A 23,973-nucleotide genomic window follows, 5' to 3' on the forward strand; every position below is an offset into this window, starting at 1 on the left:
TACTTACCGGACGCCTGGTTGTTCTGGTTCCCGCCCGTATTACCGGACGCCTGGTTGTTCTGATTCCCGCCCCTGTTGCCGGACGCCTGGTTGTTCTGGTTCCCGCCCGTATTACCGGACGCCTGGTTGTTCTGGTTCCCGCCCGTATTACCGGACGCCTGGTTGTTCTGGTTCCCGCCCGTATTACCGGACGCCTGGTTGTTCTGATTCCCGCCCCTGTTGCCGGACGCCTGGTTGTTCTGGTTCACGCCCGTATTACCGGACGCCTGGTTGTTCTGGTTCCCGCCCGTGTTACCGGACGCCTGGTTGTTCTGGTTCCCGCCCGTGTTGCCGGACGCCTGGTTGTTCTGGTTCCCGCCCGTGTTGCCGGACGCCTGGTTGTTCTGGTTCCCGCCCGTATTGCCGGACGCCTGGTTGTTCTGATTCCCGCCCCTGTTGCCGGACGCCTGGTTGTTCTGGTTCACGCCCGTGCATACCTTCTTATTGCCACACGGTGCCGTAGGCGCGGCCTTTGGCTTCGCCACCTCCTGATGTGCTGCTGTGGCGGTCCCCACGCCTGCCCCGAGAGCAAGCGCTGCGGCCGCGCCGGACGCGGCTATCAGGCGGGGTATGCGGTGCCGAATGTTTCTCATCATGGTGGCTTCCTTGCCTACGAAAGCAGATTTGTGTCTCCCTGCACCAGCCATCGTGGGGTCCTGGGCATCACCGTCGCGTGACGCTGCCGTGACAGGACTGGTGGCCTTCGCCGATGCTCGCCCTCAATGCGCACGCCCCCCGGGGGCCGGGCCGGGGCTCGCTCGCCGGTCCCACCCTGAAACCGACTGAACCCGCCACGTGACCGTGGCGGGTTCGCGTCGTCGAAGCGATCGGCGGGGTCGGCGTCTTCGACTGCCCTACGTAGTCTGCGACTGCTGCAGATTCGACTGCTGGATGGCCGGAGCGAACAAGCCGATAGCAATCGTGGGCCCGCTTACCTGGTTGTTCTGATTGGTACCACCGGAGGCGCCGTTCACCTGGTTGTTCTGGTTGACGCCACCGGAAGCACCGTTCGCCTGGTTGTTCTGGTTGGTACCACCGGAGGCGCCGTTCACCTGGTTGTTCTGGTTGACGCCGCCGGAAGCACCGTTCGCCTGGTTGTTCTGGTTGGTACCACCGGAGGCGCCGTTCGCCTGATTGTTCTGGTTGACGCCGCCGGTGGTCGTGACCACCCGGAGCGGCACCCCCAAGAGCCCGTCCAGCAGGCCGGCGGCGCGGAGAGTACGCCCCGGCTGCGCTTTCACCTGCCGCACGGTCGTCCCGTGCACGCTCTTCGACGCCTTCTTCTTCCCCGCCCCCCTCTTCCCCTCCGCCAGTTGCTGTGCTTGCGGGGTGGCGCCGGCCGCGACGAACGACTGGGTTCCTCCACAATGGGAGACGCTGTAGTCGGCGGCGTAGGCGCCACCCGAGCCGAGAGCGGCCAGACCGCCAACCGTCGCAGCGGTGATCACGGCCTTCTGGAGCATGCGCATGAGATCTCGTCCTCCGTGCGTCTGCAGTGCAGATCCGTTACCCATGGGAATGGGATGATTACGCACCGTACATACGCATGGAGTGGATCTCCCCTCAGAGACCCGTGTCGCGTCCCCGATCACTCATTCATCCTCTTCGGCAGTGCTGAGGTGCACACTGCGAGCCCGCGGTCTGTGGAGGCTGAGCACTTCACACAGGTCGGCCGCCCGACGTCGACCGTCAACGACAGAAGCCCACGGCGTCCGAGCGAGTCGGAGCCGTGGGCTTTTCCTCTGCGTCGCTGGTCAGCCAGCGGGTCGGTCAGTAGACCGGCTTCTCCGGCTCGATCTGGTTGACCCAGCCGATCACGCCGCCGCCGACGTGGACGGCGTCCGAGAATCCCGCGGACTTCAGGACCGCCAGGACTTCCGCACTGCGGACACCCGTCTTGCAGTTCAAGACGATCTTCTTGTCCTGCGGGAGGCTCTCCAGGGCCGAGCCCATGAGGAACTCGTTCTTCGGGATCAGCCGGGCACCCGGGATGGAGACGATCTCGAACTCGTTCGGCTCGCGGACGTCGATGAGCTCGATGTTCTCGCCGTCGTCGATCCACTCCTTGAGCTGCTTGGGAGTGATCGTGGAGTCGGCGGCCGCCGCCTGGGCCTCCTCGGACACGACGCCGCAGAAGGCCTCGTAGTCGATGAGCTCGGTGACGGTCGGGTTCTCGCCGCAGACCGCGCAGTTCGGGTCCTTGCGGACCTTGACCTGGCGGTACTGCATCTCCAGGGCGTCGTAGATCATCAGACGGCCGACCAGCGGCTCGCCGATGCCCGCGAGGAGCTTGATGGCCTCGTTGGTCTGGATGGAGCCGATGGACGCGCACAGCACGCCCAGAACGCCGCCCTCGGCGCAGGAGGGGACCATGCCGGGGGGCGGGGGCTCCGGGTAGAGGCAGCGGTAGCAGGGACCGTGCTCGGACCAGAAGACGGACGCCTGGCCGTCGAAGCGGTAGATCGAGCCCCAGACGTAGGGCTTGTTCAGCAGCACACAGGCGTCGTTGACCAGGTAACGGGTCGCGAAGTTGTCCGTACCGTCGACGATCAGGTCGTACTGGCTGAAGATGTCCATCACGTTGTCGGCCTCGAGCCGCTCCTGGTGAAGGACCACGTCCACGTACGGGTTGATGCCCTTGATGGTGTCGCGGGCGGACTCGGCCTTGGAACGGCCGATGTCGGCCTGGCTGTGGATGACCTGACGCTGCAGGTTCGACTCGTCGACCTCGTCGAACTCCACGATGCCGAGCGTGCCGACACCGGCTGCCGCCAGGTACATCAGGGTCGGCGAGCCGAGGCCGCCCGCGCCCACGGCGAGCACCTTGGCGTTCTTCAGCCGCTTCTGCCCGTCCATCCCCACATCGGGGATGATCAGGTGGCGGGAGTACCTGCGGACCTCGTCTACGGTGAGCTCGGCGGCCGGCTCGACCAGGGGTGGCAGCGACACGGGGACTCCGTTGGTCGGTCAATCATTACGGGTTGTTCTCTCCGTAACACTGCCACGGCCTTTTTCATTCCGAGACACCCGTCCCGACACGCGAGACGATTTCGTCCCAGTAGCCGGGCATCGTCTCCCAGGGGTCCCCCCGGCCGGACCGGTTCGTGCGGTCGGTGAAGTAGATGGTCGCGGCGCCCTGCCAGCGGGCGATGCGCAGCGCCTCCTCCAGATGGCCGCGGGGGACGCCGTGGACGAAGTGGCAGAAGCGCTCGGGCGGGTGGTCCGCGCTCCACTCGGCCGCCTGGGACCAGCGGTAGTCGCTCCAGGCGCCCGAGAACGTGACGAGCTGGTCGGCGCTCTCGGCGTAGCCGGGATGCGGGTGGGTGCCGTGGCCGAGGACGATGTGGGCGTCGTCGCGGACGACGCGGAGCGTGCCGACCGTGCGGCGGACCTCACGGAGCGCGGCCCGTTCGGACGGGCAGCGGTCGAGGAGGAAGCCGTCGGCCTGGTACCAATCGAGGTACCGGTGGGCGTCGGAGATCAGTTCCCCGAAGTCACGGGCTCCGTACGCGGCGTCGAGGCGGCCGAGGACGCGGACGCCCGCGTTGCGCAGTCGGCCGGACGCCTCCAGGCAGTGCGGGTCGGGCTGGGCGCCGGGGCCGTCGGCGACGTCGAGGACGACCCAGTGCAGGGGGGTGCCGGGGCGGGTGAGGCCGGCCCACTCGTCGGGCGCGACGAGGGGGTGGGCCAGACCGGGGACACCGAGCCCGGTGCGGACGCCGGTGCTCACGGTGCCCGCTTGCGCACTGGTCAGATACGGCATGCCGCCTCCATCCAGATGTCGGCGAGGGACTCTTCCAGGTTGATCCGGGGACGCCAGCCGAGCCGGTCGCGTGCGGTGCGCACATCGGCCTGCTGCCAGCCGCCGCAGCCGTCGGGGTAGGGATGGGCGACCGAGGCCGCGTGTTCGGTGTCGGCGCGGTGGTCGCCGCGGTGGCCGGGGGAATCCGGGCGGTGGTGGCCGACGGACTCGGTGCGCGGGTGCAGCAGGGCGTCCATGCGGTGGCCGACGGATTCGGTGCGGGGGTGGCCGATGACCGGCCGCAGCGCGCCGGGCGGGGTGTCGAGTTCGTGCAGGGCGCCGCCGTAGCCGGCCACGCGGGCGAGGGTGGCGGCGGCGTCGCGCAGGCGGACGGCACGGCCGGAGCCGATGTTGATGACGCCCTGCGCGGCGGAGAGCGAGGCGGCGTGGACGGCGCGGGCCACGTCGCGGACGTCGACGAAGTCGCGCTGGACGCCGAGGCCGCCGAGCTTGAGTTCGCCCTCGCCGGACTGCATGGCGCGGCGCATGGCCTCGGCGAGGCGCCCCAGCGGGGAGCCGGCGGGGGTGCCGGGGCCGGCGGGCGAGAAGACCCGCAGGACGACGGCGTCCAGGCCGGAGCCGAGGACCAGTTCCGTGGCGGCGAGTTTGCTGACGCCGTAGGGGCCGCCGGGGCGGGGCACGGCGTCCTCCGCGGTGGACGAGCCGGGCTGGCTGGGTCCGTACTCGGAGCTGCAGCCGATCTGCACCAGGCGGGCGCCGCAGCCGCTACGGCGCAGGGCCTCGCAGACGGTGGCGACGGCGACGGTGTTGTGCCGGGTGAGTTCGCGGGCGCCGCCCCGGGTGGCGCCCGCGCAGTTGACGACGACGCCCGGGTGGACGGCGTCGAGGAAGCGGGTGAGGGCGCCCGGGCTGCCGGTCGCGAGGTCGAAGCGGACGTCGGCGTCGTCGCCGCGGCCGAGGGCGGTGAGCTGGACGGCCGGGTCGGCGAGCAGACGGTCGGCGACGAACCGGCCGATGTAGCCGTTGGCCCCGATCAGCAGGACTCTCATCGCGCGGCTCCCGGGGCCGATGCGTCCGGTCGGGAGGTGGTCATCTGGGGGTCTCCTTCAGGGGGTGGTGCGGGATGGGCGTGGGGGGTCGCGGAACGCGCGGTCATCGCGGACGCTCCATGGGTGCGTGGGCGGACGCCCTGGTGAGGCGGCGGGTCGCGTGGGCGAGGAGGACCAGGGCGCCGGTGCCGCAGGCCGTCGCCGGGACGCCGCCCGGGCCCCAGGCGGCGACGAGGGCCTCCACGGGAGCGGCCAGGAGGCCGCAGCCGGGGAGGCGGCCGGCGAAGAGCGTGGCGAGGGCGGCCGCCTCGGTGGCGGCCGTGGCGGTGAGGACGAGCCCAAGGGCGCGGGTGAACCCGTGGACGGCGAGGAGGCGGGCCGGCAGCAGGAGCGCGCCGAGGGTGAGCGCCTGGGGGTAGGCGGCCGGCTCGCCGAGGACCGCGCCGGTCAGCGCGAGCAGGACCGTCAGCGCACCCAGGAACAGGGCGAACGTGCCGATCAGCAGGGGCCGCACGGAGGCCGAGAAGTCCGTCAGTCCGCGGCTGGCGGTCAGTTTGCGGCGGGCTCCCAGGGCGAACAGGTGGGCGCTCACGGCGGCGGGTGCGCAGGCCAGGGCTAGTGCCACGACGGGGACGACGGTGACGGGCCAGGGTCCGTCCGCGGTGCCGTCGGGCAGGCCGTCGGGTCCTCCGGTGAGGGCGGTGCCCAGCAGGCCGTCGCCGAGGAGGGCGTAGCCGACGAGCCAGCAGACCGGGGTCCCCCCGGTGCCGGTGCCGGCGTTCAGCGGGCCCCGGCGCAGGGTGGCGCGCAGGGCCAGGGCCACCGCGAGGGCGCCGACGACGGCCACGGTCAGGCGCGTCCGTCCCTCGGTGAGGCGCAGGCCGGCCACGGCGGCGGCGCACAGCGCCCCGGGCAGCAGGGCGAGGACGATCCGTGCGCCGCGCATCCGGGGCGCCGACGGTGCGGTGGGGCGCGCGGGGGCGTCGGCGTCGCGTGGGACGCGGGCGTACATCTCCTCGGCGAGGGAGAAGACGTCCCGGTGGCGGAAGCGGGCCGCGGTCCGGTCGGTGATGCCGTGCGCCTCCAGCCCGGCCGCGATCTCCAGGGGGTCCACGGCCCGTTCGCAGAGGTCGCGGTGGCGGTGCATCAGGGCCTTGACGGGGTCGACGGCGCGGCGGGCGGCGGAGGCCGGCCGCTTGCCGGCCGGGGTCGCGCGCCCCGTGCCCGGCCGACCGCCTGCGGGCGTTCCCGTACCGGGTCCCTCCTCGGGCGGGCGCTGTGGCGCCTGCCCGTCCCGGGCCCCCGGGCCGCTCGGGGTCCCGGGACGGTCCAGTTCGCCCAGGCCGCTCATCGGACCCCCTCGGTGGTGGGGGCCGCGGTCGTGGCGCGGACGGGGGCGTCCGTCGCCCAGCCGGGGCCGCCCAGGGCCACGACCCGGTCGGCGGGGCCGGTCCAGTCGCCGGTGACCTGCGCCTCCGCGGGAACGGCGAAGGGCAGGGGCTCCCCGGTCCCGTCGAGCACGACGCGGCGGACCGGCGTGCGCGAGAGGATCTCCAGGTAAATGCCGTTAAATGCCGCGATGTTCTGCTCGACGGTGAACAGCTCCAGTGCGCGGGCGCGCGCGGCGGCCCCCAGGCGCTCACGGCGCTCGGGGTCGCGCAGCAGAGCGACGCACGCCTCGGCGAGCGCCCGCGGGTTGCGCGGGGGGACGACGAGTCCGGTGCCGCCGATGGCCTCCACCACGGCGCCGACGTCCGTGGACACCGTCGCCCGGCCGCAGAACATGGCCTCGACCAGGCCGGCCGGGAATCCCTCGACGACGCTGGAGAGGACGACGACGGCGCCCGAGGCGTACGCGTCGGCGCGGGAGGGCAGTTCCGGTCCGCCGGTCTCCTCGAAGGACACCGGGTTGTCCCCGACGGCATGCGGACCGGCGGCCTCGTCGGGGAAGAGCTGTGCGGCCAGGGCCTTGCAGTGGGCGAGGTAGGCCGCGCCCCCGGGGTCCGCGGGGACGCCGACGATCCTGAGCCGCGCCGCGGGCTCCTCCTTGCGGATCTCCGCGAAGGCGTGCAGCAGCGAGACCAGGTCCTTGGCGGGCTCGACGCGACCGACCCAGACGAGGGTGTGCGGGTCGGCGCACTCCGGCGACTCCCCCGCCGCCGCGAAGGGCGTCGCGTCCATGCCCGGAGGGACGGTGCGGAGCTTGGCGCGGTCGGCCCCGCAGCGTTCCTGCCAGCGGCGGGCGTGCGCGTTGCCGGGCGTGATCACGGCCGCGCGCCGGTAGGTCTCGGCGGCCAGCCTGCCGTGGAAGGCGGCCAGCAGGGACCGTATCGCGGGCGGTGCGTCGGGGTCGGTGAGGTAGTGCGTCCGCAACCGCACGCCGTACTCCGTCACCAGCAGGGGCACACCGTGGAAGTGCCGGGCGAGCAGGCCGGGCAGGGCCGCCGTACCGCCGGAGGCCGCGTGGCAGAGGTCGACGGCGCCGAGCCCGTCGGCGCCGTACCAGTCGAGCGACAGGGGGCGCAGGGCCCGTTCGAGGCGTGCGGCGACGGCCAGCAGTTCGGGGACGCGCGCCTCGCGTGCGGGGCGCGGGGCGCCGGGCGCGCGACAGGCGTGCTCCAGGGTGCGTACGGCGGTCTCCGAGCGGAGGGCGCCCGCCAGTCCGTCCTCGTCGCGGGCGAGTTCGGCGAGGCCGTACAGCCCGCTGGCGAAACGGTCCGCCTCAACGGCCGGCGCCTCCGTCGGCGTACCGGACGGATCCTGCGGAGCAGCCGTGCACAGGGCGGCGGCCAGCTCGCCGTAGCACTCGGCGAAACGCCGGCGCGCGCGCCGCCCGTACGCCCAGCGGTCGCTCCGCGTCACCCTTCCGACGAGGCCTTCCACACCGCCCCGCCGGCCGTCGTCGGCGTCCCACAGCGGCGCGGTGCGCACCCGGCCGACCTGCGGCGGCAGCGGGACCCACCCTTCGTCCTCCTGACGCTCGCTGCGGCTGAGCGCGTAGACGTCGAACTCGTGCTGCCCGAGCCCGCGCACGAGCCGGTCGCACCAGAGTCCGGCCTCACCGCTCACATACGGGTAGCCACCCTCCGTAAGCAGTCCGATGCGCACGCGCGCACCCCCGATCTCCCGTCTGGGGAGCCGCCGTTGGCCCGGCGGCTCACAGCGGGACGAAGGTATGCGGACAAGGCGGTGGCGCGACGGACGGTTGTCCGTCGCGCCACCGGAAGGGGTGAACGGCCGTGACTTTCCCGCACGGAACGCGTTCGGTCGCGCTAAGGGATCGCATGATCACCCTGCGCGACGCCTCGGCCGCGCCCGGCGGGTCAGCCGTTGGGATAGGCCCAGGGGTTGGGGCGGCAGTCGATCCCGTCGTGGTCCACGAACTTGGTCTGCTGCTGCATGACCGGGGCGAGTTCGCCGTCCTTGTCGCACGAGACGTGGTTGTAGCCGATGCGGTGGCCGACCTCGTGGTTGATCAGCATCTGCCGGTAGGCGTGGATCTGGTCGCCGTAGGGCTCGGCGCCCTGCGCCCACCGGTAGGCGTTGATCATCACGCGCTCGGTGGCGGCCGAGTCGCAGGAGACGTTGTCCTCGGTGGTGTCCAGGCCGGACTTGGCGCACCACTCGGCCGTGGTGCCGGGGCTGGCGAGCGTGATCACGAAGTCGGGCTCCCCGGAGTGGATGCGTTCGAACGTACGGGCGCCGTTGTGCGCCCAGCTCCGGTTGTCGTTGAGCGTCCTCTGCACGGCCTGCGCGAAGAGTTCGCCGTCGAGGCCGAGCCCCTGCTCCACGTCCACGCGGTAGGTGTACTTCCGCCCCGTCCCCGGCGCCTTGTCGATGCCGGGGATCGCGTCGAACTTCCCCGGCCCCTTGTACGTGGCGCCGAGCGGATACGTCCTGGCCATCTTCTGCTCGTAGGTCAGCGGCGTCGCGGCACCGGACGCGGACGGGACCGGCCGCTCGTCGTCGCGGGACGCGGGGTCGCGGACGTCGCGGGCCTGGCCGGCCGCGGACCGGGAGCGCGCGTCCCCGCCGTTCTGCCCGTCGGCGACCTGGCCGGCCACGACGACCGCCAGCACGGTGGTGACAGCGGCGGCGGCAATGCCGGTGAAGGTCCGCCCCTTGCCGCCCCTGGCCGGGACGGGTCCGCCGGTGGGCGCCGCGCCGTCGGCGCCGGGGGTGCCGGGGCCGTCGCCGGACCGCCGGCCGGTGGCGGAGGCGTACGGGTCGGCCGCCTGGGCGGGGACGGGGGCACGGCGCCGGGCGCGGGGCGGGAGGACGTCGTCGCCTTCCTCGCCGAAGGCTTCCAGGTAGTCGCGCCGCGGCCCTTCGGCGGGCGCCCGCCGCTGCCGCGGGAAGGGCGCGCCGGGCCCCGCGGGCCTGCCGGGAGGCGCGGACGCGCCGGGCCGCGGTCCGGCCGGCGCGCCGTGACCGGCACCGGCCCGGCCGGCCGACTCGCCCCAGGCGCCGCCGGGTTCACGCTGTTCGGGGTGTCCGCCACGGACCTGAGGCATCCCCTGCGCGGGCGTTCCGCCGGGGAAGCGGGGCACACCCCGCGCGGGCGTACCGCCAGGGGCGCCCTGCGCGGACGCACCGCCGCCCGCACGCGGCGAACCGTGCGCGGGCGTCCCGTCCGGGAATCTCGGGAAGCCCTGTCCCCGGGCGCCGCCCTGGACCCTTGGAAAGCCCTGCGCGGGCGTGCCGTCGGGGAACCGGGGCACGCCGTACGCGGGCGTGCCGTCCGGCGGCCGCGGGACCGCGTGGTCCCGGGCACCGCCGCCCGGCGTCGTGCCGTGTGGCGCGGGGCCAGGCGTCCCGTTCGCCGGCGGTCCGGGCATGCGTCGTCGGCCCGGGCGTCCGGCCCTGTCCTCCCGCGCTGCCGCGGGGGTGTCCGCGATGTCGCCCTCGGGGGCGGGTCCGCGGCGGCTGTGGCGTCCCACTCGCGCCTCAGCCTCCTGTGGTCTGGTCGGCGGGCTCGTCGTCCACGGGCCCGGCGGTGCTCTCGTCGACCGCCGGCCCCCCGGTGCCCGCGAGGAGTTCGCGGAACGCCGTGGCCACGGTCTCGGGATATTCCATCATCGCCACGTGTCCCGCGTCCGGCAGGGTCAGCAGCCGGGAGTCACGGAAGGCGCGGGCGGCCCGCTGGGCCATGCGGTGGCCGACGAGTTGGTCCCGTCCACCGTAGACCAGCAGCGTCGGCGCGAGAACCCGTTCGGCCTGCCGCCACAGCCCGTGCTGGCCGCCCGCGGTGTACGCGCTGACGATCCCGCGCGCCGAACGCGCCATCGCGTCCCAGAAGTACGGCAGTTGCAGCCGGCGTTCCATCTCCTCCACGGCGTTGCGGAAGCCCTCCGGCGAGACCCTCGCGGGGTCGCCGTAGCAGAGCGCCGTCACCCCGCGGACCCGCTGCTCGGCGGTCCATTCCCGGGTGAGCCGGGTGAACAGCGACACCACTCCCGGCAGCGCCAGCAACCCCGTCGGCACCGCACTGCGCTGGACGCGGATCTCCGGCAGCGCGGGCGACACGAGGGTCAGCGTGCGCACCAGGTCGGGCCGCACCGCGGCGACGCGCGTGGCGACCGCGCCGCCGAGGGAGTTGCCGAAGAGGTGCACGGGGCCGCGCCCGGCCGCGTCGAGGTGGCGGACGACCGCGCGCGCGTGGCCGGAGACGGAGTAGTCGCCGTCGTCCGGCGGCGGCGAGTCGCCGAAGCCGGGCAGGTCGACGGCCTCGCTGTCGACGACGTCGTCCAGCAGCGGCATCAGCGCCGACCAGTTCTGCGAGGAACCGCCGAGGCCGTGGACGTACAGCGCGGGCGGGAGCCCCTCGCGCGCGGGCCGCCGGGAGCGCACCGTCATGGTGATCCCGGGCAGGTGGACCGAACCGAGCCGTTCGCCCTCCGCGACCTTGACGGCCGCCACCCTCGGCAGCACGTTGGCGGGCGGCACGGACGGCAGCTCGGTCGAAGACATGCGGCAATGTTACGAGACGATCACGCAGTGGTTCATGTGTTCGCCGTCACAGGGGCGGGTGCGGTACGGGGGAGGGCGGGTACCTGTGGTCGGCACACGGTGACGCCTGGCGGCCGGATCGGGTGTCTCCTAGGCTCATGGAGAGGGCACCCGCATGTGGCCCCTGCATCTCCAGGGACGTCCGTAGGAAGGGAGCCCAGCATGACCGTCGACCCCACCGATCCGGAGACCTTCGACGACGAGGACCGGGAGCTCCGGGAGCTCGGTGTCGAGGCCCCGGACGCCGACGCGGCCGAGCAGCGCGCGGACATCACGCCCGACCGCGACGACCCGCTGACCGACGTGGAGCCGGACCGCGCCAACGAGGCCGACCTGGCCGAACAGGCCCGGGTGGTCTCGCACGACGAGGACGACTACCGCTGAGGCGGGGGGCCGCCGAGCAGGAGGGAGGCCGATTTTTGCCCGCCCTGAGATCTTTTGAAACCTGTTGTGCGGCTTTCGCCACCGTCCGGTCCGTGAAATTCTGCGCTCGCACCGCGCACACCACGGTTACCGAAAAGTACGATGGCGACGCGGCGCACACCGCACGAGGACGACTTTGGGAGGCGGCGTGAGCGCCATCGAGCAGACAGAGGCGGTACGCCCGCGGGGCACACGCCTTCCCCGCCGTGCCCGACGCAACCAGCTGCTGGGCGCCGCCCAGGAAGTGTTCGTGGCGCAGGGCTACCACGCCGCCGCGATGGACGACATCGCCGAGCGCGCCGGCGTCAGCAAGCCGGTGCTCTACCAGCACTTCCCGGGCAAGCTCGACCTCTACCTCGCGCTGCTGGACCAGCACTGCGAGGCACTGATCCAGTCCGTGCGGCACGCGCTCGCGTCGACGACCGACAACAAGCAGCGCGTCCGGGCGACGATGGACGCCTACTTCGCGTACGTCGAGGACGACGGCGGCGCCTTCCGCCTGGTCTTCGAGTCGGACCTGACCAACGAGCCCGCCGTGCGCGAGCGCGTCGACAAGGTCACGAACGAGTGCGCCGAGGCGATCTGCGACGTCATCGCCGAGGACACCGGCCTGTCCCGTGCCGAGTCGATGCTGCTGGCCTCCGGTCTGGGCGGCCTCGCCCAGGTGGTGGCCCGCGCCTGGCTGCACAGCGACCGCAGCGTGCCGCGCGACCAGGCGGTCCAGCTGCTGACGTCGCTGGCCTGGCGGGGCATCGCCGGTTTCCCGCTGCACGGCAGCGAGCAGCACTGACCGCCGCGCGGGCGGCGTACGGCGGCGTCCGTTCCCCGGCTGTTCGCTCCTGGCGTTCTCGGGCGGAGCGTGTACGTCCCCTCACCGGGCTAATGTGTGCTGGGTACGGCGCGTAAGGTCGCGCACTTCACTGACCGTCGGAGGGACATAGCCGTGGAGGTCAAGATCGGCGTGCAGCACGCGCCCCGCGAGATCGTTCTGGAGAGCGGTCAGAGTGCCGAGGAGGTGGAGCGCGTGGTGGCCGAGGCACTGGCCGGCAAGTCGCAGCTGCTGAGCCTCGTGGACGAGCACGGCCGCAAGGTCCTGGTGCCGGCCGACCGTCTCGCGTACGTCGAGATCGGCGAGCCGAGCCCGCGCAAGGTGGGGTTCGGCGCGCTGTAGCCCACCGAGGAACACCCGAAGGGCCCGGCGGTCACGGACCGCCGGGCCCTTCGCGTCTCCCCGTCCGGAGCACAGCTCACCCACAGGGGGAGGATTGCGTTCCGCAGGTCAGGGGTAAGTCGGCCAGGGACCGTTTCGGGCAGGCCGGCCACGTGGGAGGGACCCCGACATGTTCCTGGAAGCGCTCAGCGCCTCGATTCTCGGCCTCGCTCTGGCCTGGACCGCCGCCCACCGCCTGCCGCACCGTTTCCCGGACCGCGTCCTGGTCCTGCCGACGGGCATCGCCGGAGCCCTGTTCGGGGCGTTCGTCACGCACACCGCGCTGGGCGCCGGCGGCCTCCTGCCGGTCCTCGTGGGCGCGGCGGCCGTCTCGGCGGCCTCGCTGTCGCTGCTGCTGCGTCCGGCGGGAAGAATGCGGCGCCGTTCGGCGACCGCCTGACCGGCGACGGGTCCGGCCGCGGCGCGGCCGGACGGGACGGTGCCCGAAGCGGACAGCGCCCAGGCCGCCCGGCGGAGCCTAGGCCGCCAGCCCCAGCGCCGCCATCCGCTTGGTGTGCGCCTCGGTGATCCGGGAGAACATGCGCCCCACCTCGGCGAGGTCGAAGCCGTCCGCGACACCGCCCACGAGCATCGTCGAGAGCGCGTCCCGGTCGGCGACCACCCGCTGGGACTGCGACAGCGCCTCGCCCATCAGCCGCCGCGCCCACAGCGCCAGCCGCCCGCCGACCCGCGGGTCCGCGTCGATCGCCGCGCGCACCTTCTCCACGGCGAAGCTCGCGTGCCCGGTGTCGTCCAGCACGGCCAGCACCAGCCCGCGGGTGTCGGAGTCGAGCCGGGCGGCGACCTCCCGGTAGAAGTCGCTGGCGATGGAGTCGCCCACGTAGGCCTTGACGAGGCCCTCCAGCCAGTCCGAGGGGTCCGTCTGCCTGTGGAAACCGTCGTAGGCGGCCACGAACGGCTCCATGGCCGCCGTCGGCTCCTCGCCGATCCCGGCGAGCCGGTCGCGCAGCCGCTCGAAGTGGTGGAACTCCGCCGACGCCATCTTCGCCAGCTCCGCCTTGTCCGCCAGCGTGGGCGCCAGCTTGGCGTCCTCCGCGAGCCGCTCGAACGCCGCGAGCTCGCCGTACGCGAGCGCGCCGAGCAGGTCCACGACCGCGGCGCGGTACTGCGGGTCGGCGGCTGCGGTCGCCCAGTCCTGGGCGGCGACTCCGGTGGCTCCGGTGGCTCCGGTGGTTTCGGCGGGGGCGTCTGCGGCGTTGCCAGGCTTGTCAGAGCTCGTCATGCAGCGCACAATAGCCCGCCGCCGCGGACCGTAAGGGCCCGGTCAGTCACTGTGACGACGACTACGTGACCGGAACGGCCATCGCGTGTGCGCGAATCCGGGGTATGGTGGTAATGCGCCTGCCGAGTATGTGACGTACGGGTACGTGACATCTTCGTCGGGCCGCACGCATGAGGATGCCCGGTCGGTGGCCCGATCGGCTCCGACCCGACAGCCCTCCCTGCCGTACACCACGCTGTGTACGGACCCGGAGGGGGACCCTCAGTGGTACGAGCGCTGGAGCGTCGACAGAGGTCCCGTGTCCTACGGCTGACCCGTAAGGGCGGCCGACGTCCCCGACACGGTCCGGCACGACCCGCGCGCTCGCCTCGCACCACGCACACAGAAGAGGCAGCACCCTGACTACGACGTTCCGATCCCTCGGGATCCTCCCCGAGACCGCCGAAGCCCTCGAAGCCGTCGGCATCGTCAGTCCCTTCCCCATCCAGGAGCTGACGCTCCCCGTGGCCCTGTCGGGCACGGACATCATCGGCCAGGCCAAGACCGGCACCGGCAAGACGCTGGGCTTCGGCCTTCCGCTCCTCGAGCGCGTCACCGTCCCCGCCGACGTCGAGGCGGGCCGCGCCGCGCCCGAGTCCCTGACCGACGCCCCGCAGGCCCTCGTCGTCGTTCCGACGCGCGAGCTGTGCCAGCAGGTCACCAACGACCTGCTGACCGCCGGCAAGGTCCGCAACGTGCGCGTCCTGGCGATCTACGGCGGCCGGGCCTACGAGCCGCAGGTGGAGGCCCTGAAGAAGGGCGTCGACGTGATCGTCGGCACCCCGGGCCGCCTGCTGGACCTCGCGGGCCAGAAGAAGCTCAGCCTCAAGCACGTCAAGTGCCTGGTCCTCGACGAGGCCGACGAGATGCTCGACCTGGGCTTCCTGCCCGACGTCGAGAAGATCATCAACATGCTGCCGGCCCGCCGCCAGACCATGCTCTTCTCGGCGACCATGCCGGGTGCGGTCATCGGCCTGGCCCGCCGCTACATGTCGCAGCCCACGCACATCCGCGCCACCTCGCCGGACGACGAGGGCACGACGGTCGCGAACACGAAGCAGTTCGTCTACCGCGCGCACAACATGGACAAGCCCGAGATGGTGGCGCGCATACTGCAGGCCGAGGGCCGGGGACTGGCCATGGTCTTCTGCCGCACCAAGCGCACCGCGGCCGACCTGGCCGACCAGCTCAAGCAGCGCGGCTTCGCCTCCGGCGCGGTCCACGGCGACCTCGGCCAGGGCGCCCGCGAGCAGGCCCTGCGCGCCTTCCGCAACGGCAAGGTGGACGTGCTCGTCTGCACCGACGTCGCCGCCCGCGGCATCGACGTCGAGGGCGTGACGCACGTCATCAACTACCAGTCGCCGGAAGAGGAGAAGACGTACCTGCACCGCATCGGCCGCACCGGCCGCGCGGGCGCCAAGGGCACGGCCATCACGCTGGTCGACTGGGACGACATCCCGCGCTGGCAGCTGATCAACAAGGCGCTGCAGCTGGACTTCAACGACCCGCCGGAGACGTACTCCACCTCGCCGCACTTCTACTCCGACCTCGGCATCCCCGAGGGCACCAAGGGCGTCCTGCCGCGCTCGGAGCGCACGCGCGCCGGGCTGGACGCGGAGGAGCTGGAGGACCTGGGCGAGCCCGGCGGCCGGGGCGGTCGCGCCCGCGGCGGCCGTGGTGGCCGGGACGAGTCCCGCTCCGCCGACCGCGAGCGCTCCTCCGCTACGACGCCGCGCCGCCGTCGCCGTACGCGCGGCGGGGCGCAGGTGGCCGCGCCGGCCGCCGGGACCGCCGCCCCCGAGGCCGTGACCGGCGGCGCGGACGACGCCACGGGCACGGAGGCCGCCGCCCAGGGGCCGCGCACCCTGCGTCGCCGTCGCCGTACGCGTGGCGGTGAGCCGGCGCAGCAGCCGGTGACGGCCGCCGCGTCCGAGGCCGCGGCACCGGAGGTCGTCGTGGCGACGGCGGAGGGCACGGCTTCGGAGGTGCCCGGCAGCGACGAGGGCCCGGCGAAGCCGCGTCGTCGGCGCACCCGCAAGTCGGCCGAGACGCCGGCCGCCGCGCCGGAGACCGCTGCGGTGGTCGAACCGGCCGCCGCGACTCCGGTGGCCGAAGCCCCGGTGGCCGAGGTCTCCGAGGCGCCCGTCGAGAAGCCGCGTCGGCGCACCCGCAAGGCCACGGTCGCCGCCGAGACGGCGGTCGACACGGCCGAGGGCGTGGCCGAGCCCGTCGCCGAGGCGGAGCCGAAGCCGCGCCGCACCCGCAAGAAGGCGACGGCACCGGTGGAGACGGCGGAGACTGCGGAGCCGAAGCCCCGACGCACCCGCAAGACCGCCACCGAGGCCCCGGAGACCACCGAGGCCACCGAGGCTCCGGAAGCCGAGACCAAGCCGCGCCGCACCCGCAAGACCGCGGCCGCCAAGGCGGAAGTCGCCGTCGACACGGCCGAGGGCACGGAGACCAGGCCGCGCCGCCGCACCCGCAAGGCCGCCGAACCGGCCGGGACCGGCGCCGAGGTCACCGCCGAGATCCCCGCCCAGTCGACGCAGGCGCCGGATGCGGCCGAGGTCAAGCCGCGCCGCACCCGCAAGACCGCGGCCGCCAAGACGGCCGCCGCCGAGACGGCGGTCGACACGGCCGAGGGCGCGGCCGAGCCCGTCGCCGAGGCGGAGCCGAAGCCGCGCCGCACCCGCAAGAAGGCGACGGCACCGGTGGAGACGGCGGAGCCGAAGCCCCGACGCACCCGCAAGACCGCCGCCGAGGCCCCGGAGACCACCGAGGCCACCGAGGCCACCGAGGCTCCGGAAGCCGAGACCAAGCCGCGCCGCACCCGCAAGACCGCGGCCGCCAAGGCGGAAGCCGCCGTCGACACGGCCGAGGGCACGGAGACCAAGCCGCGCCGCCGCACCCGCAAGGCCTCCGAACCGGCCGGGACCGGCGCCGAGATCCCGGCTCAGGCCTCGCAGGAGCCGGAGGCCGCACCGCGGCGTCGGACCCGCAAGGCCGCCGCGGCCGCCGCGGCTGCCGAGGCTCCCGCCGAGGCCGCCGACGCGGCCGAGACGAAGCCGAAGGTCCGCCGTACCCGCAAGGCGGTCACGGCCGCCAAGCAGTCCGCGGAGCCGGCCGAGAGCTGATCCCGCCGCTTCGTCCGGCCGTCGGCCCGGTCCCGCCACCCAGGCGGGGCCGGGCCGACGGCGTACCCGCCGCCCGCCGTGTCGGGCGGCGCCGGGGGGCCGGGGGCCGCTCGCCCGCGCCGACAGGGCGCCGCCTGCGCCCCAGCGGCACGACCGCCCGCGGGCTGTGCGGGCCGGGGCAGCTCCGCCGGGTCAGCCCCGCGTCCCGGCCCCGGATAATCTCTGCCCGTGAGCACGAACGCCCGCTTCACCCCGCCGCCCGACGCCCGCACCTACCGGCTGCGTACCGCGCGCGGTGAGTTCGCCGTCGTCGATTCGCCCGTGGCCGACGGTGGCGCGCCCGAGGGGGTCGTGCTGATGCTGCCCGGGTTCACGGGCAGCAAGGAGGACTTCACGCTGCTGCACGAGCCGCTCGCCGCGCGCGGGTACCGTACGGTCGCCGTGGACGGACGGGGACAGTACGAGTCCGACGGCCCCGAGCACGACGAGTCCTGCTACGCGCAGGCCGAGCTGGCCCGGGACGTCCTCGCCCAGGTCGCCGTGCTCGGGACGCCCGTGCACCTCGTCGGGCACTCGCTCGGCGGCCAGATCGCCCGTGCCGCCGTTCTCCTCGACCACTCCCCCTTCCTCTCCCTCACGCTGATGTCGTCGGGCCCGGCGCGGATCTCCGTCTCCCAGCAGCAGCGCGTGAAACTCCTGCGGGACGCGCTCGACACCATGACGATGGCCCAGGTCTGGGAGGTGATGCAGACGATGGGGCCGCCGGAGGAGGCCGGCGCCCCGGTCCCCGCCCACGGCCCGGACGGTCCGGAACGGCTGCGTGAGCGCTGGCTGGGCACCCGGCCGGCCCAACTGCTGGCCACGGGGCGTCAGTTGTGCACCGAGCCGGACCGTGTCGCCGAGCTCGCCGCCGTGCCGCTGCCGTTCCACGTGCTGTCGGGCGTCTACGACGACACCTGGCCCGTGCCCCTCCTGGACGAGATGGCCGTACGGCTGGACGCGCGCCGGACCGTCGTCCCGGGGGCCGAGCACTCGCCCAACACGGACCAGCCGCTGCCGACCGCCCGCGCCCTGGCCGACTTCTGGGACGACGTCCCCGTCCCGCGCCCCGACGACGGGCCGGACCGGTCCCGGGGCCCGTCCTAGTACTGCGCCCGGAGGTGCTCCCAGAACCCGTCCCGCAGCGCCCGGCGCAGGTCGGCCTGGCCGCGCAGCGAGTACTGCAGCAGCCCCTCCGCCTCCACCAGCAGGTCCTGGTCCACCGAGCCGGGGAGGTAGGGGTGGCCGGGGAGCAGTTCCAGCAGGGTGTCGCGCCCCCGTGCCGCCAGCCACTTCGCCGCGATCTGGGCGCCCACGAAGCGGACGTCCTCGCGGGCCGGCCGGGCCGCGCCCCCCGCTTCGAAGGCGTGCACCGTACGCCGGGAGACGTACGGCTTGAAGAAGCCGAGGTCGAAGGTGCGCTGGCTGTCGACCTCCCAGAGCAGCGGGTCGGCCTGGTTGCGGCCCTCGGGGGCCTCGACGCCCCACAGGTGGACGCGGGCGCCGTAGCCCTGGGCGGCCTCGACCGCCGACACCAGGTCCTCGTCGCCGCCGAGCAGTGCCGCGTCGCTGATGGCGCGGTACCGGGCGAGGGACTCCAGGTCGGAGCGGATGAGGGAGTCGACGCCCTTCTGCTGGTTGTTGGCGTTGAGGTTGCCCAGGCGGACCTTGACGTCCGGCAGCTCGGCGATGGACTGCTGCTCGGCGGTGTGGATGCGGCGCCGGGCGCCGTCGTACCAGTAGACCCGCAGCAGGCGGCTGTCCGCGAAGATCGTGCGGGCCTTGTCGATGAGGGCCTCGATCAGTCCCTCGGCGTCCAGGTCGAAGGCCCTGCGGTCCTCGGTCCCGGCGACCAGCCGCCCCGCCGCCGCGTAGAGGTACCCGGCGTCGACGAAGATCGCGTGGGTCGAGGGCGTCTTCGCCACCTCGGCGAGCATGCGCTGGAGCAGCTCGTTGGTGCGGTCGATGCGGGCGTTCAGGGACGCGAGGTCGTCGTTCATCACCTCCATTGTCCCGGCGGTCACGCTGCGAACACAACCGGTCCCGTTCGGTCCCGTGCGGCTCACCGATCGCTCCGACACGGTCTTCTTACGTGTCAGTAATTAGTTGTTCGAAAAATTTCCTTAGCGTAGGGAATGTTCGTAACACGCGGCCGGTTGACTATGTACGGAACCCCGGGCACCGACGACCCGGGAGCCCCACCAGTAGTTCTCCTCAGGAGGATGACCAGATCAAGGGAGAGGCCCATGCGCTTTGAAGTCATGCGACTCGACGACGTCGACGGAACGCCCGTCGACACCACCGTCGTGGACGCCGCCTCCGTGAACCGCATCGTTCAGCAGGCCGCCGCCATCGGGCAGCGCCTGTGGATCCGCCCCGCCGACACCTCGGCCCTGTAACGCGGACCGTTCCCACGGCAGAGCCCCCGTGCGGCACCGTCACCGGTGCCGCACGGGGGCTCTGCCGTGTCCGGCGCTCACGCGCCCTGGATCACCTGGGTGACGCCGTTGATGATCTGCTGCACGGCGATCGCGGAGAGCATCATGCCCGCGAGGCGGGTCACCAGGACGACACCGCCGTCCTTGATGACGCGGATGATCAGCAGTGAGTACCGCATCACCAGCCAGAGCACGACGTGGATGGCGAGGATCGCCGTCCAGACCGACACCTGCGAGGTCACGCCGTCGGCCTTCTGCACGGCCAGGATGACCGACACGATGGCTCCGGGCCCCGCCAGCAGCGGCATGCCCAGCGGCACCAGCGCGACGTTGACGTCCTTGGTCTGCTTGGGCTCGTCCGTCTTGCCGGTGAGCAGGTCGAGGGCGATCAGCAGGAGCAGCAGCCCGCCCGCGATCATCAGCGCGGGCACGGACACGTGCAGGTAGTCCAGGATCTGGTGCCCGAGCACCCCGAACACGGTGATCACGCCGCCGGCGACGCAGACGGCCTGGAAGGCCATCCGCTTCTGCACCTTGGCGGGCCGGCCCGCGGTCAGCGCGAGGAAGATCGGGGTGATCCCGGGGGGATCCATGATGACAAAAAGGGTCAGGAAGAGGGAGCCGAAGACGGCGAGGTCGAACATGAGCGTGACGAAGCCTTGCGGTGACAGGAACGACGAACGGGGGGCGGGACGGAACGGGGTGCGGAGCGGGAGCGGCCCGCGCGGGCCTCAGGCTCCGCCGGCCCCCGGCACGGGGAACGCCCCGTGCGCCCGCCGCGTGATCTCCCCGTACACCTCGGGGTCCGTCGTGTACTCGCCGAGCTCGCAGGTCTTGCGGCTGCCGTGGTAGTCGCTGGAGCCGGTCACCAGGAGTCCCAGCTCCGCGGCGAGCCCGCGCAGCCGCGCCCGCGTCGGCGCGTCGTGGTCCATGTGGTCGACCTCGATGCCGTCCAGCCCGGCGGCGGCGAGCTCGGCGATGGCGGCCTCCGGCACCGTACGGCCCCGCTTGGCGGCGGCCGGGTGGGCGAGGACGGTGACGCCACCGGCACCCTTGACCAGGCGGATCGCCTCGAAGGGGTCGGTCTCGTGCTTCTCCACGTAGGCCCGGCCGCCGTCGGCCAGCCAGTCCTCGGTGAAGGCGTCGCTCACGGTCGGCACGACGCCCAGCTCCACGAGCGCGGAGGCCACGTGCGGGCGCCCGACCGAGCCGTCGCCGGCGATGCGCGCGACCTGCTCCCAGGTGACGGGGACGCCCAGCGCGTTGAGCTTGGCGACCATGCCCCGGGCCCGGGGCACCCGGTCGTCCCGGACCAGCTCGCGCTCGGCGAGCAGGGCGGGCTCCTCGGGATCGAAGAGGTAGGCCAGCATGTGCATGCTGACGCCGTCGAGACGGCAGGAGAGTTCGGCGCCGGTGACCAGCGTCAGCCCCTCGGGCAGCGCCGCGACGGCCCCGGCGTGTCCGCGGGTGGTGTCGTGGTCGGTCAGCGCGACGACGTCCAGTCCGGCGGCGGCGGCGTTGCGCACCAGCTCGGCCGGGGTGTCCGTGCCGTCGGACGCGGTGGAGTGGGTGTGCAGATCGATGCGCACGACGCTGACTCCAGGCGATGACGGGACGGAAGGGGACGCTCAAGGATAACCGGAATTTCATACCCCGATGTCACACCCGAAGCAGCCTCGCGCCCCCTACCTCCACGGCGTCCGCACCCGCCTCCGCCCCTGCCCTACGGCTCGATCAGCCGCGGCGACAGGGCGCCGCACGGCACCAGGTCCACCTCGGCACCGGCGTCCCGGAGGTCGGTCAGCACCAGCTCGTCGTACATGAGCAGCCCCGACTGCTCGGGCCACAGCACGGCCCACAGCCACATCCCGAGGGCCTCTCCGGCGAACACGGCGCGGTCGTCCGGGACGCCGGTGACGTGCCAGAGCGGGGTCGGGCGGCCGGCGGCGAGGACCTTGGCCTGCGGCGGCTTCTCGACGTCCAGATAGGGGCCGGGGTCCGGGGCGTCGATGCCCGCGTACCGCGCGCCGAGCCCGACGCCCAGCTCCTCGGCCACCAGGATCAGCTCACCGGCGCCGCCGAGCGGGCCCGGCCCCGAGCAGGCCACCGCCGTGGCCCGGCCGCCGCTGCGGTCGTCGCCCGCGCAGGCCACACCGGTGAACAGCCAGCCGACCGGCAGGGGCCACGGCATCCACACCGGGACCTGGGTGCGGTGCACCACGACGCCTAGCGCCTCGACGCTGGGCGGTATCACGGGCTGTACCGGATGCACCGTGCCGTGCACGGCGCACTGCCAGGAATCGGCGAAGAGGCCGGGAGCCCTGACCCGGCCACCACACTTCGGGCAACTGGGTTCGCCCCTCATACAGCCCCACGGTCCTACCCTCGCTCCCCCACGTCAAGGACGATCACCCGTCCGGGCGGCGGACCCGACCGGGGAAATCTAAATGTACGTTGCACTAGTTAGCCACGCTAACTTACTATGTGCATACGCCAACCATTCTCTGTCGGCATTGGAGCAACCATGGACCCCTTCGACGCGGGTGCGGGCGGCATCCTGCGACAGCCCAAGGCCGTGTGGGCGACCGCCGGTGCGTCCGTCGTCGCCTTCATGGGCATCGGGCTCGTCGACCCGATCCTGCCGTCCATCGCCAAGGGCCTGGACGCGAGCGCCAGCCAGGTCTCCCTCCTGTTCACCTCGTACTTCCTGATCACGGCCGTCGCCATGCTGGTCACGGGCTTCGTCTCCAGCCGCATCGGCGGACGCAAGACCCTGCTGCTCGGCCTCGCCTTCGTGGTCGTCTTCGCCGGGCTGGCGGGCACCTCCGACACGGTCGGCCAGCTCGTCGGCTACCGGGCCGGCTGGGGCCTCGGCAACGCCCTGTTCGTCTCGACGGCCCTCGCCGTCATCGTCGGCGCGGCGGCCGGCGGCAGTGCCGCGGCGATCCTGCTGTACGAGTCCGCCCTCGGCCTCGGCATGGCCTGCGGCCCGCTGCTGGGCGCGCTGCTCGGCGACGCCAGCTGGCGCTACCCGTTCTTCGGCACCGCGTTCCTGATGGCGATCGGCTTCCTGTGCATCACGGTGTTCCTGAAGGAGCAGCCGAAGCCCGCCCGCAGGACCTCGCTGCTGGACCCGGTCAAGGCGCTGGGCCACGGCGGCCTCGCCTCGGCGGCGGTCTCGGCGTTCTTCTACAACTACACGTTCTTCACCGTGCTGGCCTTCACGCCGTTCGTGCTGGACATGACCCCGTACAGGTCCGGTGCCGTGTTCTTCGCCTGGGGCGTGCTGCTCGCCGTCTTCTCGGTGCTCGTGGCGCCGCGCATGCAGAAGCGGTTCGGCTCGCTGAAGGTGCTCGGCGGCTCACTGGTGCTGCTCGCCGCCGACGTGCTGGTCCTCGGGTACGGCAACCACACCGCGGCGATCGTCTGCACGATCCTGTCCGGTGCCTTCATCGGCGTGAACAACACCGTGTACACCGAACTGGCCCTCGGCGTGTCGGACGCGCCGCGCCCGGTGGCGAGCGCCGGGTACAACTTCGTGCGCTGGTTCGCGGCGGCCGCGGCGCCCTACTTCGCGCCGAAGATCGAGGAGTGGACCGACATCCACGTCCCGTTCGTGGTGGCGGCGGTCAGCGCCGTGCTGGGCGCCCTCGTGGTCCTCGTGCGGCGTCGCGCGCTCACCCACGAGGCGGAGGAGCTGGAGCCGCGGCACGCGACCGAGGACGGAGTCACCGTCTTCGCCAACTGACGAACGCAGCCGGTGAGTTGCGTCACTCCAGCGGGACGGACCCGCGGGACGGATCCCGCAGGTCCGTCCCGTGCGTCAGCCAGCGCTCCTGGAGGGCCTGGGCGCCGTGCACCCGCTTCCAGGCGGCCTCGTTCGGCGTCATCGGCAGCAGCGGCAGGAACCGTACGGGGTCCAGGGGCGCGTCCAGCTCCAGGTCCTCCACCAGACCGCCCGGCTCGGCGACCAGCACCGAGGTGAACGGGGCGCCGGGCCACAGCGGCTCACCGACGTCCAGCGAGGCACCGGGCGTCACGACCACGCCCTCGACCTGCGGGGACGCGGCGAGCACGGCCAGGGGGCGCAGCACCTTGCCGGTGTCGGCGAGACCCGCCCGGACGGAGAGGACCAGCTCGGCGCGGGGCCCCTCGACCGGGTCGGCGAGCACCGCCGTGGGATCGGCCATGGGCTGCGCGGACATGCCGAGGGTGGCGTAGCGGACGATGTCGCCCTCCGGGCCGCCGCCGGGGAAGCGCAGCACCTCGATGCGGTCGGCGCCGAGGAAGGTGACCGCCGCGCGCGCGTCCGGTTCGCCCAGCGCCGTACGCAACCGGGCCTCGACCAGAGGAAGAACATCAGCCATGCGGCGAGCATAGAACTCGTCAGTACGTGGCAAAGCGGCGCCTTGACACGTCGAGCGACTGATACTCTGGGCCAGCGGTTCTGGGGCAGCACGCAGAAGCGATGCGATCATCGCCCCGACGCTATGAACACTCCCCTACGGGGAACCCCTCCAAACAGGGGTATGGATCGTCCCTCACGAGGGACCGGCCGGAGGAGGTGGGCGGCATGGACCGAAGTCG

Annotated in this window: 22 protein-coding genes and 1 pseudogene; 8 read left to right on the forward strand and 15 right to left on the reverse strand. The window is 73.0% G+C overall.

What is annotated here, in order from left to right; translation table 11 throughout:
- The 9 genes and pseudogenes from ACZ4V6_RS13395 to ACZ4V6_RS13435 form a co-directional block, all read right to left on the reverse strand.
- Nucleotides 1-464: pseudogene (locus tag ACZ4V6_RS13395) on the reverse strand (SH3 domain-containing protein); the annotation flags it as partial.
- A gap of 429 nt (nucleotides 465-893) precedes the next feature.
- On the reverse strand, nucleotides 894-1,508 hold the full coding sequence (locus ACZ4V6_RS13400; RefSeq protein WP_467826139.1) for a hypothetical protein: 615 nt from the start codon (nucleotides 1,506-1,508) through the stop codon (nucleotides 894-896).
- A gap of 301 nt (nucleotides 1,509-1,809) precedes the next feature.
- Complete coding sequence (gene moeZ / locus ACZ4V6_RS13405; protein ID WP_189228775.1) at nucleotides 1,810-2,988, reverse strand: adenylyltransferase/sulfurtransferase MoeZ; 1,179 nt, start codon at nucleotides 2,986-2,988, stop codon at nucleotides 1,810-1,812.
- A 64-nt stretch (nucleotides 2,989-3,052) separates the two neighbouring features.
- A complete protein-coding gene (locus ACZ4V6_RS13410) occupies nucleotides 3,053-3,802 on the reverse strand; it encodes a spherulation-specific family 4 protein (RefSeq protein WP_467826141.1) in 750 nt (249 codons plus the stop codon).
- On the reverse strand, nucleotides 3,790-4,851 hold the full coding sequence (locus ACZ4V6_RS13415; protein ID WP_467826144.1) for an NAD-dependent epimerase/dehydratase family protein: 1,062 nt from the start codon (nucleotides 4,849-4,851) through the stop codon (nucleotides 3,790-3,792). The genes ACZ4V6_RS13410 and ACZ4V6_RS13415 overlap by 13 nt, the downstream gene beginning before the upstream one ends.
- Before the next feature lie 103 nt (nucleotides 4,852-4,954).
- Nucleotides 4,955-6,202, reverse strand: a complete 1,248-nt coding sequence (locus ACZ4V6_RS13420) for a hypothetical protein (protein WP_467826146.1) — start codon at nucleotides 6,200-6,202, stop codon at nucleotides 4,955-4,957.
- On the reverse strand, nucleotides 6,199-7,959 hold the full coding sequence (locus ACZ4V6_RS13425; RefSeq protein WP_467826149.1) for a DUF3492 domain-containing protein: 1,761 nt from the start codon (nucleotides 7,957-7,959) through the stop codon (nucleotides 6,199-6,201). The genes ACZ4V6_RS13420 and ACZ4V6_RS13425 overlap by 4 nt, the downstream gene beginning before the upstream one ends.
- A 215-nt stretch (nucleotides 7,960-8,174) precedes the next feature.
- Nucleotides 8,175-9,791 (reverse strand): DUF3152 domain-containing protein, encoded by a 1,617-nt coding sequence (locus tag ACZ4V6_RS13430; protein ID WP_467826151.1) that lies wholly within the window; start codon nucleotides 9,789-9,791, stop codon nucleotides 8,175-8,177.
- A gap of 7 nt (nucleotides 9,792-9,798) precedes the next feature.
- The gene (locus ACZ4V6_RS13435; protein WP_467826153.1) at nucleotides 9,799-10,821 is read right to left on the reverse strand and encodes an alpha/beta fold hydrolase; all 1,023 of its coding nucleotides are present in this window, start codon (nucleotides 10,819-10,821) and stop codon (nucleotides 9,799-9,801) included.
- A gap of 201 nt (nucleotides 10,822-11,022) precedes the next feature.
- Here ACZ4V6_RS13435 and ACZ4V6_RS13440 point away from each other — a divergent pair, with 201 nt between their 5' ends.
- The 4 genes from ACZ4V6_RS13440 (at nucleotide 11,023) to ACZ4V6_RS13455 (ending at nucleotide 12,893) form a co-directional block, all read left to right on the forward strand.
- Nucleotides 11,023-11,244 (forward strand): hypothetical protein, encoded by a 222-nt coding sequence (locus ACZ4V6_RS13440; protein ID WP_467826155.1) that lies wholly within the window; start codon nucleotides 11,023-11,025, stop codon nucleotides 11,242-11,244.
- 187 nt (nucleotides 11,245-11,431) lie between these two features.
- On the forward strand, nucleotides 11,432-12,073 hold the full coding sequence (locus tag ACZ4V6_RS13445) for a TetR/AcrR family transcriptional regulator (protein WP_467826156.1): 642 nt from the start codon (nucleotides 11,432-11,434) through the stop codon (nucleotides 12,071-12,073).
- Between the two features lie 153 nt (nucleotides 12,074-12,226).
- A complete protein-coding gene (locus ACZ4V6_RS13450) occupies nucleotides 12,227-12,454 on the forward strand; it encodes a DUF3107 domain-containing protein (RefSeq protein ID WP_019327022.1) in 228 nt (75 codons plus the stop codon).
- 169 nt (nucleotides 12,455-12,623) lie between these two features.
- Complete coding sequence (locus ACZ4V6_RS13455) at nucleotides 12,624-12,893, forward strand: hypothetical protein (protein WP_467826159.1); 270 nt, start codon at nucleotides 12,624-12,626, stop codon at nucleotides 12,891-12,893.
- A gap of 78 nt (nucleotides 12,894-12,971) precedes the next feature.
- Here ACZ4V6_RS13455 and ACZ4V6_RS13460 read toward each other — a convergent pair whose 3' ends face one another.
- Nucleotides 12,972-13,736: a ferritin-like fold-containing protein gene (locus ACZ4V6_RS13460; RefSeq protein WP_467826162.1), complete on the reverse strand. Its 765-nt coding sequence runs from the start codon at nucleotides 13,734-13,736 to the stop codon at nucleotides 12,972-12,974.
- Between the two features lie 491 nt (nucleotides 13,737-14,227).
- Between ACZ4V6_RS13460 and ACZ4V6_RS13465 the strand changes: the two genes are divergently transcribed.
- Together ACZ4V6_RS13465 and ACZ4V6_RS13470 are read left to right on the forward strand one after the other, a co-directional pair.
- A complete protein-coding gene (locus ACZ4V6_RS13465) occupies nucleotides 14,228-16,909 on the forward strand; it encodes a DEAD/DEAH box helicase (protein ID WP_467826490.1) in 2,682 nt (893 codons plus the stop codon).
- A gap of 228 nt (nucleotides 16,910-17,137) precedes the next feature.
- Nucleotides 17,138-18,055, forward strand: a complete 918-nt coding sequence (locus ACZ4V6_RS13470) for an alpha/beta fold hydrolase (protein ID WP_467826164.1) — start codon at nucleotides 17,138-17,140, stop codon at nucleotides 18,053-18,055.
- On the opposite strand, the gene ACZ4V6_RS13475 is transcribed toward ACZ4V6_RS13470, so the two are convergent.
- The gene (locus ACZ4V6_RS13475; protein ID WP_467826492.1) at nucleotides 18,052-18,957 is read right to left on the reverse strand and encodes an NYN domain-containing protein; all 906 of its coding nucleotides are present in this window, start codon (nucleotides 18,955-18,957) and stop codon (nucleotides 18,052-18,054) included. The genes ACZ4V6_RS13470 and ACZ4V6_RS13475 overlap by 4 nt on opposite strands.
- Before the next feature lie 237 nt (nucleotides 18,958-19,194).
- Here ACZ4V6_RS13475 and ACZ4V6_RS13480 point away from each other — a divergent pair, with 237 nt between their 5' ends.
- The gene (locus tag ACZ4V6_RS13480; protein ID WP_007444413.1) at nucleotides 19,195-19,347 is read left to right on the forward strand and encodes a hypothetical protein; all 153 of its coding nucleotides are present in this window, start codon (nucleotides 19,195-19,197) and stop codon (nucleotides 19,345-19,347) included.
- A gap of 77 nt (nucleotides 19,348-19,424) precedes the next feature.
- On the opposite strand, the gene ACZ4V6_RS13485 is transcribed toward ACZ4V6_RS13480, so the two are convergent.
- From ACZ4V6_RS13485 to ACZ4V6_RS13495, 3 genes are all read right to left on the reverse strand, one after another.
- Nucleotides 19,425-20,030, reverse strand: coding sequence for a MarC family protein (locus ACZ4V6_RS13485; protein ID WP_467826168.1), 606 nt, complete (start codon nucleotides 20,028-20,030; stop codon nucleotides 19,425-19,427).
- Nucleotides 20,031-20,117: 87 nt separating this feature from the next.
- On the reverse strand, nucleotides 20,118-20,975 hold the full coding sequence (locus ACZ4V6_RS13490; RefSeq protein ID WP_467826171.1) for a PHP domain-containing protein: 858 nt from the start codon (nucleotides 20,973-20,975) through the stop codon (nucleotides 20,118-20,120).
- Between the two features lie 134 nt (nucleotides 20,976-21,109).
- Complete coding sequence (locus ACZ4V6_RS13495; protein WP_467826174.1) at nucleotides 21,110-21,751, reverse strand: DUF6758 family protein; 642 nt, start codon at nucleotides 21,749-21,751, stop codon at nucleotides 21,110-21,112.
- Nucleotides 21,752-21,910: 159 nt separating this feature from the next.
- Here ACZ4V6_RS13495 and ACZ4V6_RS13500 point away from each other — a divergent pair, with 159 nt between their 5' ends.
- Entirely contained in the window at nucleotides 21,911-23,134 is a 1,224-nt protein-coding gene (locus tag ACZ4V6_RS13500; protein WP_467826177.1) for an MFS transporter, read from the forward strand.
- A 22-nt stretch (nucleotides 23,135-23,156) separates the two neighbouring features.
- Here the strand turns inward: ACZ4V6_RS13500 and ACZ4V6_RS13505 are convergent, their stop codons facing one another.
- Nucleotides 23,157-23,753, reverse strand: coding sequence for a suppressor of fused domain protein (locus tag ACZ4V6_RS13505; RefSeq protein ID WP_467826180.1), 597 nt, complete (start codon nucleotides 23,751-23,753; stop codon nucleotides 23,157-23,159).
- Between the last annotated feature and the right edge of the window lie 220 nt (nucleotides 23,754-23,973).

The sequence above is a fragment of the Streptomyces sp. NPDC029152 genome, from assembly GCF_055564355.1.

Bases quoted from the DNA above. Each gene is read 5' to 3' on its own strand.
- ACZ4V6_RS13400 (WP_467826139.1), bottom strand. From the start codon at position 1,508: ATGCGCATGCTCCAGAAGGCCGTGATCACCGCTGCGACGGTTGGCGGT.
- ACZ4V6_RS13410 (WP_467826141.1), bottom strand. From the start codon at position 3,802: ATGCCGTATCTGACCAGTGCGCAAGCGGGCACCGTGAGCACCGGCGTC.
- ACZ4V6_RS13415 (WP_467826144.1), bottom strand. From the start codon at position 4,851: ATGAGAGTCCTGCTGATCGGGGCCAACGGCTACATCGGCCGGTTCGTC.
- ACZ4V6_RS13420 (WP_467826146.1), bottom strand. From the start codon at position 6,202: ATGAGCGGCCTGGGCGAACTGGACCGTCCCGGGACCCCGAGCGGCCCG.
- ACZ4V6_RS13435 (WP_467826153.1), bottom strand. From the start codon at position 10,821: ATGTCTTCGACCGAGCTGCCGTCCGTGCCGCCCGCCAACGTGCTGCCG.
- ACZ4V6_RS13440 (WP_467826155.1), top strand. From the start codon at position 11,023: ATGACCGTCGACCCCACCGATCCGGAGACCTTCGACGACGAGGACCGG.
- ACZ4V6_RS13455 (WP_467826159.1), top strand. From the start codon at position 12,624: ATGTTCCTGGAAGCGCTCAGCGCCTCGATTCTCGGCCTCGCTCTGGCC.
- ACZ4V6_RS13460 (WP_467826162.1), bottom strand. From the start codon at position 13,736: ATGACGAGCTCTGACAAGCCTGGCAACGCCGCAGACGCCCCCGCCGAA.
- ACZ4V6_RS13475 (WP_467826492.1), bottom strand. From the start codon at position 18,957: ATGGAGGTGATGAACGACGACCTCGCGTCCCTGAACGCCCGCATCGAC.
- ACZ4V6_RS13480 (WP_007444413.1), top strand. From the start codon at position 19,195: ATGCGCTTTGAAGTCATGCGACTCGACGACGTCGACGGAACGCCCGTC.
- ACZ4V6_RS13485 (WP_467826168.1), bottom strand. From the start codon at position 20,030: ATGTTCGACCTCGCCGTCTTCGGCTCCCTCTTCCTGACCCTTTTTGTC.
- ACZ4V6_RS13495 (WP_467826174.1), bottom strand. From the start codon at position 21,751: ATGAGGGGCGAACCCAGTTGCCCGAAGTGTGGTGGCCGGGTCAGGGCT.
- ACZ4V6_RS13500 (WP_467826177.1), top strand. From the start codon at position 21,911: ATGGACCCCTTCGACGCGGGTGCGGGCGGCATCCTGCGACAGCCCAAG.
- ACZ4V6_RS13505 (WP_467826180.1), bottom strand. From the start codon at position 23,753: ATGGCTGATGTTCTTCCTCTGGTCGAGGCCCGGTTGCGTACGGCGCTG.